The sequence below is a fragment of the Kitasatospora sp. NPDC015120 genome (assembly GCF_043080305.1).
Taxonomy (GTDB): domain Bacteria; phylum Actinomycetota; class Actinomycetes; order Streptomycetales; family Streptomycetaceae; genus Kitasatospora.
Genome location: NZ_JBIBVJ010000032.1, coordinates 19,668 through 31,878, shown reverse-complemented (window position 1 = coordinate 31,878; position 12,211 = coordinate 19,668). Strand labels below are relative to the sequence as shown.

The window sequence follows — 12,211 nt, the reverse complement described above, 5'->3', positions numbered from 1 at the left end:
GCACACCGCCGGCCAGCCGAGTGAGGAGCCCGGGGCCAGGCAGCCCTCCGTGGGCTCGGCCGAGGTCGGCTCGGTCGCTCTCCGTACTTTCGAAGCACGCCAGAACACAGCACAGGTGACCACGGTGACCGACTACGACGCCGAACTGCCGGCCCACGGCCTGGCCTACGGCGAGTTCGCCTACGGCGCCTACGACGACCCCGACGCCGAGTACGAGCCGGACCCGGAGTACGCGGCCACGCTCGCCCCCGACGCCGCCCGCCAGCGCCGCGAGCGGATCGGCCCCACCGGCCGCCCCCAGCCCTACTTCCCGATCCCCGCGCCGGTGGCCGAGCACGGCCCCGCGCAGATCATCGCGATGTGCAACCAGAAGGGCGGCGTCGGCAAGACCACGTCGACCATCAACCTGGGCGCGGCGCTCGCCGAGTACGGCCGCCGCGTGCTGCTCGTCGACTTCGACCCCCAGGGCGCCCTCTCCGTCGGCCTCGGCGTCAACCCGATGGAACTCGACGTCACCGTCTACAACCTGCTGATGGAGCGCGGGCTGACGGCCGACGAGGTGCTGCTCAAGACGGCCGTGCCGGGCATGGACCTGCTGCCGTCCAACATCGACCTCTCCGCCGCCGAGGTGCAGCTGGTCAGCGAGGTCGCCCGGGAGTCCGCGCTCGCGCGCGCCCTGAAGCCGCTGCTGCCCGACTACGACTACGTCATCATCGACTGCCAGCCCTCCCTCGGCCTGCTGACGGTCAACGCGCTGACGGCCGCTCACAGCGTCATCGTGCCGCTGGAGTGCGAGTTCTTCGCGCTGCGCGGCGTCGCGCTACTCACCGAGACCATCGAGAAGGTCTGCGAGCGGCTCAACCCCGAGCTGCGGCTGGACGGCATCCTCGCGACCATGTACGACTCGCGCACCGTGCACAGCCGCGAGGTGCTGGCACGCGTCGTCGAGGCGTTCGGCGACCACGTCTTCCACACCGTCATCGGGCGGACCGTGCGCTTCCCGGAGACCACCGTCGCCGGCGAACCGATCACGACGTACGCGACCAATTCGGTCGGTGCCGCCGCCTACCGCCAGCTCGCCAGGGAGGTGCTCGACCGGTGCCGCCCCGCCGAGTGAGTCTCCCGGGTGCCGACGAGCTGTTCCGGACCACCGGCGGGATGGCGCTGTCGCCGTCCCTCGCGTCGCGTTCGGCCGCCGAGGCGCCCAGACCGGAGACCGCGCGGGCGGTCAACGGCGTCGGTGAGGCGGACGACGCCGAGGGCACCGACGTCACCGGCGGTGCCGGCTCCGCCGTCGGCGGCGAGGGCCCGGAGCACGCCGAGGGCGGCGCCGAGCCGTCCGGGGACCGGACGGCGGCCAGGCGCGCGCCGCGCCGCACCGCGGGCGCCCAGGGGGCGGCCACCGTGCCCGCCCCCGCGCAGCCGGGCGGCCAGGGTGCCACCGCGCCGGGCAGCGCCACGACGGCGGCCGCCAAGGCCGCGCAGGGCGGCCGTGCCGCGGCCCCGGCGCCGCGCCAGCACGTCGGGGCGGCCGAGGACCAGACGGGTGCCGCGGGGCGGCCCCGTCCGCGCAGCCGTGCCCCCCGCCGCCCGACCGGGCGCGAGCGGCACGACGAGAAGATCACCGTGTACGTGTCCGCCGAGGAACTGATGGACCTCGAACACACCCGGCTGGTGCTCCGCGGTGAGCACGGCCTGGCGGTGGACCGCGGCCGGATCGTCCGGGAGGCCATCGCGGTGGTGCTGGCGGACCTGGAGCAGCGCGGCGAGGCGAGCATCCTGGTGCGGCGGCTGCGCGGGCGCTGAACGCGTTCCTCGGGGCCGCGGGGGGTCCGGGGAGGTTCGGTGCGGCCCGCTACGGCCTGTCGCGGCCCGTTGCGGGACGGTTCAGTACGGCACGGTTCAGTACGGCACGGTCCGGCGCGGCACGATGCGGTCCGGCGCGGCGCGGTCCGGCGTGTCGGCGGGCCCCGGTGCGGGGCGGGCGCCGCGGGCGGGTGAAGATGGACCGTCATGCCGAGTACGCCCGAGAGTCCCGCCGTCGCCCAGGCCGCCGCCGGAGCGGCCGGGCCGGGCACGCCGGATCCACCGGGTGCGCCCGGTGCGCCGCAGGACGGGCTGCAGGGCGGCTTCCGGGTCCGGCTGGACAACTTCGAGGGCCCGTTCGACCTGCTGCTGAGCCTGATCGCCAAGCACCGGATGGACGTCACCGAGATCGCGCTGGCGACCGTCACCGACGAGTTCATGGCGCACATCCGCGCCATGGGACCGGACTGGGACCTCGACGCGGCGACCGGGTTCCTGGTCGTCGCCGCCACCCTGCTGGACCTCAAGGCGGCCCGGCTGCTGCCCGCCGCCGAGGTCGAGGACGACGAGGACCTCGCCCTGCTGGAGGCCCGTGACCTGCTCTTCGCCCGGCTGCTGCAGTACCGGGCGTACAAGCGGGCCGCGGCGCTGTTCGGCGAGCGCTGGGCCGCCGAGCTGATGCTGCGGCCCCGGACCGCCGGCCTGGAGCCCCGGTACGCCGCGCTGCTGCCCGAGGTCGTGATCGGCGTCGGCGCCGAACGCCTCGCGGAGCTCGCCGCCCGGGCGACGGCCCCCAGGCCCGCGCCGGTCGTCCTCGTCGACCACATCCACAGCCCGCCGGTCAGCGTGCGCGAGCAGGCGGGCCTGGTGGCCGGGCTGCTGACCGAACTGGGCGAGGCCACCTTCCAGCGGCTGGTCGCCGACGCGCCGGACACCATGGTCGTGGTCGCCCGGTTCCTGGCCCTGCTGGAGCTCTACCGGGAGCGGGTGCTCGCCTTCGAGCAGCCGGACGCGCTCGGCGAACTCGTGGTGCGGTGGGTGGCCCAGGCGGACCGGGGCGCGGTGGACGTGACGGACGAGTTCGACCGGCCGGCCGGCGAGGCCGCGGCGCGGGCGGCGAAGGGCGAGGAGGACGGGCGATGACGGCCGGGAACGGCGGTACGGGCGGCGGGCGGCCGGCCCGGCGGGTGCTCGGGGTGCCGGGCCGGCCGCGCGCCGGGGAGTGGCTGGAGCCGGCGCCGGGCGTGGCGGCGGTGGCGGCGGCGGTGGCCGTACCGGATACGGGGCCGGGGTCCGTACCGGAGGCGGTGGCCGTACCGGAGCCGGAGCCGGAGCCGGCGTCCGCGCCGCCGGCGGTGGCCGTGGCGGTGCCGGCGGTGGCCGGGCCGGCAGCGGAGGCGGAGGCGGTGGACCACGGGCCGCGGGCGCACGACGGGCCCGGGCTGCGGGCCGAGCTGGAGGCGATCCTGATGATCGTCGACGAACCGGCCGACGAGGCCCACCTGGCGTCGGTGCTGGAACGCCCGCGCGCGGAGGTGGCGGCGGCCCTGCGCGGGCTGTCCGCCGAGTACACCGCCCAGGGGCGGGGCTTCGACCTGCGGCTGGTGGCCGGCGGCTGGCGCTTCTACAGCCGCGCCGCCTGCGCCCCGGCCGTCGACCGCTTCGTCCTGGACGGCCGGCAGGCCCGGCTGACCCAGGCCGCACTGGAGACCCTCGCGGTGGTCGCGTACCGGCAGCCGGTGTCCAGATCGCGGGTCTCGGCCGTCCGCGGTGTGAACTGTGACGGTGTGATGCGTACCCTGGTACAGCGAGGACTGGTGGAAGAGGCCGGATCCGAGCCCGAAACAGGTGCGATCCTGTATCGGACGACGAACTACTTCCTGGAACGGATGGGGCTCCGCGGCCTGGACGAGCTGCCGGAGCTCGCTCCCTTCCTGCCCGAGGTCGACGACGTGGAAGCGGAGTCCCTGGAGGGCACGATGATCGCGGAGGCGGTCGCCGCCGCTGCCGCGCAGGCCGCGGACGGCAGTGGCGAGGCCGGTCGGGCTGCGCCCGATCGGTAGGGGGCGGTGAGGTCGGCCGAAACGACCGCACAGCCCAGACGGTAACGACGTACGGACACTTTGATGCGTAGCAGTGGCAACGGCAGGAACAGCAGCGGCGGCGGCAGCGGTCGCGGCGGACAGGGCGGGGGCGGCCGAGGCGGCTCCTACGGGGGTGGCTCGGGCCGGGGCGGCTCCTACGGGGGCGGCTCGGGGCGCGGTGGCTCCGGCGCGCGCGGCGGGGGTTCGTACGGCGGCGGCTCCGGCGGCGGCCGGGGCGGCTCGGCCCCGCGCGGCGGCTCGGGCTCGTACGGCCGCGACGACCGGCGCGACAGCCGTCGGGACGACCGCAGGGACGACCGCCGCTACCCGGACCGCCCGCTGCGGCCCGAGGAGCGCAAGTACGACCGCCCCGAGTACGGCGGCGGCCCCAACGCCACCCCGGCCCGCGGCGGCTTCACCGGGCGCCGTCCCGGCCCCGCCCCGCGGCCGCGCCGTGAGGGCCAGGGCGCCCCGGGCGACCCGCGCCGCCAGCCCCAGCGCTCGCGCGAGCTGCAGGCCCGGATCGAGGACGCGGTGCTGGCCCGGCACGACAAGCCGGCCGTGAAGCTCCCCAAGACCTTCGGCGAGCCCGAGGGCGAGCGCCTGCAGAAGGTGCTGGCCCGGGCCGGCGTCGGCAGCCGTCGCGCCTGCGAGGAGCTGATCGACCAGGGCCGGGTCGAGGTCAACGGCAAGCGGGTCACCGAGCAGGGCAAGCGGGTCGACCCGCAGAAGGACGAGATCAAGGTGGACGGCCTGACCGTCGCCACCCAGTCCTACCTGTTCTTCGCCCTGAACAAGCCGGCCGGCGTGGTCTCCACCATGGAGGACCCGGACGGCCGCCAGTGCCTCGGCGACTACGTGACCAACCGGGAGACCCGGCTGTTCCACGTCGGCCGCCTGGACACCGAGACCGAGGGCATCATCCTGCTCACCAACCACGGCGAGCTGGCCCACCGGCTCACCCACCCCCGCTACGGCGTGACCAAGACCTACCTGGCCGCCATCCAGGGCCCGATCCCGCGCGACCTGGGCAAGCAGCTCGCCAAGGGCATCGAGCTGGAGGACGGCTACGCCCGCGCCGACAGCTTCAAGGTCGTCTCGAACGTCGGCAAGAACTACCTGGTCGAGGTGACCCTGCACGAGGGCCGCAAGCACATCGTCCGCCGGATGCTGGCGGAGGCGGGCTTCCCGGTCGAGAAGCTGGTGCGCACCCACTTCGGCCCGATCGCGCTCGGCGACCAGAAGTCCGGCTGGCTGCGCCGGCTGACCAACCCCGAGGTCGGCCAGCTGATGCGCGAGGTCGGCCTGTAACGGACGGCCGCTGCCGCGCCGTGCCGGACGGTTCGCCCGGGGCCTCCCCGCCGAGTGGCGGGGAGGCCCTCCGTCGTTCGGCGGGTCCTGCTGTGAAGCGGACCGCATCGGCGGTGATCGCCTTGTCAGCCCGATGATCCGTGGCCGAGGATTGCCACCTGCCCAGGGCCCGCCGAGTGGCGGGAGTGCGCCACCCGGCGCGGGGCGAGAGGCGAACGGGGAGCGACGCCGTGTCCGATGCACCACTCAGCGCTCTGGGACTGGCCGGACCGGACGGGCGGGTCTACGCGGCGCTGGTGGCCAACCCGCAGTCGACGGCCGAGGACCTCGCCGTCTTCTGCGACCTGACCCTCCAGCAGAGCCTGCGGGCCCTGGACCGGCTCGCCCAGCAGGGCATGGCCACCCGGGCCCCGGTGGACCGGCAGCGGTTCCTGCCGGTCGCCCCGGACGTCGCCATCGGCACGCTGATCGGCCACCGGGAGTCCGAACTGCGCCACGCCCGGGCCGAGATGCACCGGCTGATGGACGCCTTCCGGGAGGCCTCGCGCTACACCGACCCGGCGCACTCGGTCGAGGTGCTGACCGGCGCCGAGGCCATCGCCCAGCGGCTGGAGCACATCACCGGGACCAGCCAGTACCAGATCCGCGGCTTCGACTGCCCGCCCTACATCCAGGACCCGGTGGCCAACATCCCGCTGCAGCGCCGGCGGCTGAAGGAGGGCGTGCGGTTCCGGACCGTCTACGACCGCGAGGCGGTGGCCTGGCCCGGCCGGCTGGAGAAGAACATCCTGGTCGGGGTCGCCGACGGCGAGGAGGCCCGGGTGCGGCCGGTGCTCCCGATGAAGATGATCATGTCCGACGACCGGATGGCGATCATCCCGATCAGCGTCGGCGACAGCGTCCTCGACGCCGCCTACGTCATCCACCCCTCGGCGCTCCTCCAGGCGCTGGACACGCTGTTCGAGGCGGAGTGGGAGCGCGCCGTCCAGCTGCAGGCCGCGATCGGCGCCTGCGACGGGACGCTGGAGCCGGAGGCCGACCACCGCAAGCTGCTCGGGCTGCTGGCGGCCGGCCTCACCGACGAGTCGATCGCCCGTTCGCTCGGCTGGAGCGCGCGGACCACCCAGCGCCGGCTGCAGTCGCTGATGCGGGAACTGGGCGCCACCACCCGCTTCCAGGCCGGGATGGCGGCCCGGGAGCGGGGCTGGCTGTAGCGGCGCGGCCGGGGCGGGCCCCCCGGGTCGGGGCCGGGGCTGGGGCCGTGGCGGGGGCCCGTGGGGCCCGGGCCGGGGTCAGCTCCAGGGGGAGAGAGCGGCCCAGCGGCCGTCCGGGCCGCGCTCGACCTTCTCCAGGCCGACCACCGCCGTGCGGTTCAGCCGCCCGTAGATGTGCGGGAACAGCACCCCGGGGGTCGCCCCGGGCGGCGGGCCGCCGTGCGGGGCCTCCCACTTGACCATCGGTTCCACCAGCGACTCCTCGATCAGCAGCACCATCAGCGGTTCGCGGGCGTCGGCGAAGAAGGCGTTGGCCACGGCGAGTGCGGTCTGCTCGTCGGCCGAGCAGTGGATGAACCCGTCGGTGAGCAGCGAGGCGGTCGCGTACGGCCGGCCCGGGTCGGCCAGCCAGTCGTCCAGGGGGGCTAGGTGCAGGATCATGCTTCCTGTTGTACCCGCTCCGGCCGGGCCCGGGCGGGCGCCCGGGCCCGGCGGTTCGTGACGCCGCGGCGGAGTCCCGGGCGCCGGGGGACCGCTAGAGGCCCGCCACCTTCCCGGAGGCGGACACCTCGTACACCAGGGTCAGCGTGCGGCGGGCGCCCGGGCCGAGCGGGACGTCCCAGCGCACGACGCCCTCGGCGTCGAAGGCGTCCGGCGGGGGCGAGCACTCCTCCTTGCGCAGCCGCACCTCCACCGCCGACACCTCGGAGACCGGCACCCGCTCGCGCACCGCGACCAGTTGCTCGTCCCGCTCCTCCGGGCCGGAGAACCGCGACAGGTGCAGCCGCACCGTGCGGGTGGTCACCGACCGCTGGCCCAGCCCCGCCGTCGAACGGCGCTCGTCGGTCTCGCGCACCACCCGGTAGCCGTCCGAGCTGCCGAAGGACAGCTCCGCGTCGGCGCCCGGCGCGGTGAACGGCAGCCGCCCGCGCCCGGTGAAACCGCTGCCGCGGACCAGCTCGACCGGCCCGGCGAGCAGCGGGTGCCCGGCCGTGCTGCGGAACCGGACCACCTGGGTGACCAGCGGCGACAGCTCCGGCGCGCAGGCGTACTCGCTGCGCGCCGTCGCCTCGAAGGAACCCAGCGGCACCCGGTGCGCCCGGCCGTCGCAGGGCACGGTGGCCGGTGCCGGGGCGGTCAGCACCCGCACCTCGCCGCCGTCGTCCACGCCCGGCAGCACCCCGTCCGGGCGGAGCTCGGAGATGGTCTCCTCGCGCAGCTCCACCTCGACGGTGCGCCGTTCCCCGGCGGTGCGCTCGCGCAGCGTCAGCACGTCCTCGGCGAGCGCCGGCGGCTCGGTGGCGAGGGCGGAGCGGGCGGTGGAGAAGGTCAGCCGGGCGCCGGTCCAGGGCTCGCCGGTGCGCTGCCAGACCACCGCCTCGGAGTCCAGCCGCAGCACGCCCTCGGCCAGGGTGGCCCGGTAGGACGGCCGCCACAGGGCGCACGGCACCAGGTGACTCACGGTCAGCCGGGCGGGCCCGGCCTCCCGGGCCTCGACGGTCAGGTCCAGATGGGCGACCAGTTCGGCGGGCTCCTCCTCGGCCTGCTCGACGGCGGTGAGCGCCGCGCCGCGCTCCTTCTCCAGGGCGCGGATCCGGTGACGGGCGGCGCGCAGTTCCTCGGCGGCGCGCTCGCGCTCGGCGTCGACCCGGTTCAGCTCACGGTGCCAGCGGGTGCGTTCCACCTCACCGACGCCGGCGCCCTCGCCGACCTCGCGCAGCAGGTCGGCGGCGAGCTGGGCGAGCAGCGCCAGCCGGGCCTCCAGCCGGTCGGCGAGCTGGTCCTCGGCGCGGCGGCGCTCGTCCAGCGCGTGCAGGCGGTGGCGCAGCCCGGAGCCCTCCGGGCCGGGCGGCAGCGGGGCGCGGGGCGTCCAGACCCGGGTGATCCGGGCGTCCAGGACGCGCACGCCCGGGGTGTCCGACTCGGCGCGCAGGGTGTGGTCGACGGCGAGCGCGGTGAGCGGGCCCAGGCGCAGCCGCTGGACGCCGGCCGTCAGCTCGGCGGTGGCGGTGCGCTCGACCTGGGCGCGGTCCTCCAGGCAGGTGACGGCGGTGACGGGCAGCGGCGTCGTGGGCCGCGGGGTGACGGGGAGGGGGGTGGTGCTCATCGTTCAGTTCCTCCGGTTTCCGCCGACGATGGCCTTTCCGGCCGGGATTCTGATCTGGTAGCCGCCGTCCAGCTCGGCCCGGCCGCCCGGCGGCAGCTCGACCCGCCGGAGCCGGGTGCTGGGCGGGCACTCGGTGGACGGTTCGTCCGGTGCGTGCCAGCCGGGCCGTTCCTCGATCCGGATGTCGGCGTCGGAGCTGACCGGTACCCGTTCGCGGACCTCGACGGTGACCGGGCGGCCGAGCCGGTTGGCCAGCTCGACGTGCACCCGGTGGTCGAGCACGGTGCTGCTGTTCAGCATGCCCGCGGTGGACTCGCGCAGCTCGGTACGGCGCGTCACCTCGACCGACTCGGCGACACCGATGCCCAGTCGGCGCACACCGCCGGGGGCGAGGGTGGGCAGGGCGGCGGTCAGCAGGAACTCCTCGTCGACGGTCACCTCGACCGGTCCGGCGAGCACGGCCTGCGCGGTGGCGTTGGTGATCACCAGGGTGGCGTAGACCCGCTCCTCGACGGCGGGCACGGTGACGTACTCGGGGCTCACGCTGACCGGGATCTCGCCGATCGTGACGGTGTGCCAGGTGGCGTCGGACGGCAGGTCGGCGGGGGCGACGGCGTCGAAGCGGTGGTCGAAGGAGCCGGCCGAGACGCGCGGCGGCACGGCGTGGTGCGGCAGGGGGAGGCGGGTCAGTCCGGGGGCCGGGTGGCCGGGGTGGCGGGGGTGGCCGCCGGGGTGGCCGAAGTGGTCGGGGTGGTGCAGGGTGCCGCGGCGGTCGGCGGGGGCGTCCGGGCCGGACAGCTCCAGGGCGGGGTAGTCGAGCAGGGTTCCGTCCGGGACCGGCGGGCCGGGCGGGGGCGTGAACGGCGCGGGGGCGGCGAACCGGGCGAGCTCCGTCTCGGCGTGGACGCCAGGGGCCGGGGAGCCGGGGGCGGGCGGGGGTGCGCCGTAGCCGAAGGCGGCGACCGGCTCGCCGGGTCCGCCGGGTCCGGCGGGGGCGCCGGGTCCGCCTGCTTCGTCGGCCGAGCGGAGGCCGCGGGTGCGGGCGCGGGCGAGTCCGCCCGGGGGCTGCGGTGCGGGTGCAGGTGCGGCGGACGGCGGCGGAAGCGGGGCCGGCGCCGGGACGACGGGGCTGACCGGGGCGGAGAGCCGGGGTTCGGCGGCGGCCAGGGCGACGGCGGGCCCGCCGGGCACCGGGTGCGGGTGTTGCGGACGGTGCGGGTGGTGCGGCACCGGGCGGGGGCCGGCCGCGTCGTAGCCGGTGAACAGCTCGGCCAGTCCCGGCGGGGGCTCGCGCCAGCCGGAGGGCGCCGGGGCCGGCTGGCTGCGGCCGATCCGCAGCGAGCGCAGCTTGGGCAGGTCGGTGCGGCGGTCGAGGTCGGCGGTGGAGAGGGCGAGGCGCACGCCCGTCCAGTCCTCGCCGGTCTGCTGGGCGACGGAGGCGCGCAGCAGGAGGTGACCGGTGTCGGCGCCCTGGCGGTAGGCGAGCCGGTAGGAGGGCACCCAGCGGGCGGCCTGGACGGTGTACTCCAGTTCGAGGTCCAGCAGGGTCCCGGGGGCCGGAGTGGTCCCGGGGTCCGGCGGGGTCCCGGGATCCGGCTCGGCCGGGGGGTTCGCCCCGGAGGGGGAGCCCTGGGGGCCGGGGGCGGTGAGGGTGAGCAGGGCGGTCGTCGTGGTCTCGACGGTCTCGTGCCGCTCCGCGGGGGACAGCCGGGCGAGCCGGTCGGCCAGCACCCGGAGCTCGTGGTCGGCGAGTTCGATCTCGTGGGCGAGCCGCCCGGCGCGCTCGTGGAGGCCGGTGAGGCGCTCGTCGACGAACGCGGCGAGCTCCAGCCAGGCGTCGGCGGGCGTGCGGCGCAGCGGTTCGTCAGGGCGGCGGGGCGGGGGGACGGCGCGCAGCGCGGAGGTCTCGGCGATCGCGGCGAGGACCAGCCGGTGTTGCTCGCGCAGGGCTTCGCCGTGCTCCTCGGCGGCGTCCAGCCTCCGGCGCAGCTCCGGCAGTTCGGAGGGCTCGCGGAGTTCGGCGACGGCCTCCAGGCGGGCCTCGGTGACGGCGGTGCCGGCCGGGCCGGCGAGCACCCGGGCGCGCAGCGAGCGCGGGTCGAGCCCGTCGGGCAGGCCGGTCAGCCGGAGGCGTCCGCCCGGGGGCAGGGCCGCCCGGGCCCGGCGGCGGCAGACCGCGCCGGCCGCGTGGACGACCACGGAGTCCAGGACCGAGGGGACGGCGGGGACGGCAGGGGCGGGGGCGGGCTCGCCGGTTCCCCCGGCGCCGTCGTCGTCGTGCGGTCGATGCTGGTCGCTGCTGTGTTGATCGTTCACCCGGCCAACCCCTTCGTCGCGTACCGTCGGCGGCCCATCCTGCCGTGCGCGGGCGCCCGCGGCGCCGGTTTTCCGCCGTGCGCGGCGGGCGGGCGGCGCCGCGGGCGCCTGGTGGCGCGGGCCGCGTGAGGGGGGACGGCCGGGGGCGGTGGTGCGGTTGCGGTACGGGCGGCGGCGGTGATGGGGGAGGATGGGGGCCGACCCGCTCCCCGCGGGTGACCGTGTCGCAGTCGACCGTGTTCCGCGCAGTTCCGTGAGGAGAGCCACCCCGCCATGCGCACAGCCGCCGTCGTCGGTACCGGACTCATCGGCACCTCCGCCGCGCTCGCCCTCACCGGACGGGGCCTGACGGTCCATCTGGAGGACGCCGACCCGGACGCCGCCCGTACCGCCGCCTCGCTGGGCGCGGGGATCACCGAGCCCGCCGACGGGCCCGTCGACCTCGCGATCATCGCCGTTCCGCCGGCGCTGGTCGGCAAGGTGCTCGCCGACTGCCAGCGCCGCGGGCTGGCGCGCTGCTACACCGACGTCGCCAGCGTGAAGGCCGGCCCGCGCGCCGAGGTCGCCGCGCTCGGCTGTGACACCACCCACTACATCGGCGGCCACCCGATGGCCGGACGCGAGCGCTCCGGACCGCTGGCCGCCCGGGCGGACCTCTTCGAGGGCCGGCCGTGGGTGCTCACCCCCACCCCCGACACCGACACCGGAACGCTGAACGCCGTCCTCGAACTGGTCGCGCTCTGCGGGGCCGTGCCGATCGTCATGGACGCCGCGGCGCACGACCGCGCGGTCGCCCTGGTCTCGCACGCCCCCCAGCTGCTCTCCTCGCTGGTCGCCGCCCGGCTGGAGAACGCCGACGAGACCGCCATAAGGCTCTCCGGCCAGGGCGTGCGCGATGTGACCCGGATCGCCGCCTCCAACCCCGCGATGTGGGTGGACATCCTCTCCGCCAACGCCGGTGCGGTCGCCGACGTGCTGGAGGAGGTCGCCGCCGACCTCGGCGAGACCGTCGCCGCGCTGCGCGCGCTGCAGGCCGCCGAGGAGGCCGAGCGGCAGGACGGCGCCGCGGGCATCGCGGCGGTCATGCGGCGCGGCAACACCGGCCAGGCGCGGATCCCCGGCAAGCACGGCGCGCCGCCCACCCGGTACGAGACGGTCGCCGTCGTCCTCGGCGACCAGCCCGGCGAGCTCGGCCGGCTGTTCGGCGAGGTCGGTGCGGCGGGCGTGAACATCGAGGACGTCGACATCGAGCACTCGACCGGGCAGCAGGTGGGCTTCGTCCAGCTGTCGGTGGCGCCGGCGGCGGTGCGTCCGCTGACGGCGGCGCTGCGGGCGAGCGGCTGGAGCGTGCGGGACTGACGTCCTGCGGTTCC

10 protein-coding genes are annotated in these 12,211 nt (G+C 76.5%); 7 read left to right on the top strand and 3 right to left on the bottom strand.

Going from position 1 to position 12,211, the window contains the following annotated elements:
- The first annotated feature begins 49 nt into the window (after positions 1-49).
- The 6 genes from ACF1AK_RS34870 (at position 50) to ACF1AK_RS34845 (ending at position 6,415) form a co-directional block, all read left to right on the top strand.
- Positions 50-1,117 (top strand): ParA family protein, encoded by a 1,068-nt coding sequence (locus tag ACF1AK_RS34870; protein ID WP_376090262.1) that lies wholly within the window; start codon positions 50-52, stop codon positions 1,115-1,117.
- Complete coding sequence (locus ACF1AK_RS34865; RefSeq protein WP_391502846.1) at positions 1,114-1,806, top strand: hypothetical protein; 693 nt, start codon at positions 1,114-1,116, stop codon at positions 1,804-1,806. The genes ACF1AK_RS34870 and ACF1AK_RS34865 overlap by 4 nt, the downstream gene beginning before the upstream one ends.
- A 207-nt stretch (positions 1,807-2,013) precedes the next feature.
- Positions 2,014-2,949, top strand: a complete 936-nt coding sequence (locus ACF1AK_RS34860; protein WP_391502845.1) for a segregation and condensation protein A — start codon at positions 2,014-2,016, stop codon at positions 2,947-2,949.
- Between the two features lie 326 nt (positions 2,950-3,275).
- Positions 3,276-3,869, top strand: a complete 594-nt coding sequence (locus tag ACF1AK_RS34855) for an SMC-Scp complex subunit ScpB (protein ID WP_391502863.1) — start codon at positions 3,276-3,278, stop codon at positions 3,867-3,869.
- A gap of 63 nt (positions 3,870-3,932) precedes the next feature.
- Positions 3,933-5,201, top strand: coding sequence for a pseudouridine synthase (locus ACF1AK_RS34850; protein WP_391502844.1), 1,269 nt, complete (start codon positions 3,933-3,935; stop codon positions 5,199-5,201).
- A gap of 230 nt (positions 5,202-5,431) precedes the next feature.
- Positions 5,432-6,415, top strand: a complete 984-nt coding sequence (locus tag ACF1AK_RS34845) for a transcriptional regulator (protein WP_391502843.1) — start codon at positions 5,432-5,434, stop codon at positions 6,413-6,415.
- Between the two features lie 78 nt (positions 6,416-6,493).
- Here the strand turns inward: ACF1AK_RS34845 and ACF1AK_RS34840 are convergent, their stop codons facing one another.
- The 3 genes from ACF1AK_RS34840 to ACF1AK_RS34830 form a co-directional block, all read right to left on the bottom strand.
- Entirely contained in the window at positions 6,494-6,856 is a 363-nt protein-coding gene (locus ACF1AK_RS34840; protein WP_380296862.1) for a DUF952 domain-containing protein, read from the bottom strand.
- Between the two features lie 94 nt (positions 6,857-6,950).
- The gene (locus ACF1AK_RS34835) at positions 6,951-8,522 is read right to left on the bottom strand and encodes a DUF4139 domain-containing protein (RefSeq protein WP_391502842.1); all 1,572 of its coding nucleotides are present in this window, start codon (positions 8,520-8,522) and stop codon (positions 6,951-6,953) included.
- Between the two features lie 3 nt (positions 8,523-8,525).
- Complete coding sequence (locus ACF1AK_RS34830) at positions 8,526-10,838, bottom strand: DUF4139 domain-containing protein (RefSeq protein WP_391502841.1); 2,313 nt, start codon at positions 10,836-10,838, stop codon at positions 8,526-8,528.
- A 273-nt stretch (positions 10,839-11,111) separates the two neighbouring features.
- Here ACF1AK_RS34830 and ACF1AK_RS34825 point away from each other — a divergent pair, with 273 nt between their 5' ends.
- A complete protein-coding gene (locus tag ACF1AK_RS34825; RefSeq protein ID WP_391502840.1) occupies positions 11,112-12,197 on the top strand; it encodes a prephenate dehydrogenase in 1,086 nt (361 codons plus the stop codon).
- Positions 12,198-12,211 lie beyond the last annotated feature (14 nt).

Bases quoted from the DNA above. Each gene is read 5' to 3' on its own strand.
- ACF1AK_RS34860 (WP_391502845.1), top strand. From the start codon at position 2,014: ATGCCGAGTACGCCCGAGAGTCCCGCCGTCGCCCAGGCCGCCGCCGGA.
- ACF1AK_RS34855 (WP_391502863.1), top strand. From the start codon at position 3,276: ATGATCGTCGACGAACCGGCCGACGAGGCCCACCTGGCGTCGGTGCTG.
- ACF1AK_RS34850 (WP_391502844.1), top strand. From the start codon at position 3,933: ATGCGTAGCAGTGGCAACGGCAGGAACAGCAGCGGCGGCGGCAGCGGT.
- ACF1AK_RS34840 (WP_380296862.1), bottom strand. From the start codon at position 6,856: ATGATCCTGCACCTAGCCCCCCTGGACGACTGGCTGGCCGACCCGGGC.
- ACF1AK_RS34835 (WP_391502842.1), bottom strand. From the start codon at position 8,522: ATGAGCACCACCCCCCTCCCCGTCACCCCGCGGCCCACGACGCCGCTG.
- ACF1AK_RS34825 (WP_391502840.1), top strand. From the start codon at position 11,112: ATGCGCACAGCCGCCGTCGTCGGTACCGGACTCATCGGCACCTCCGCC.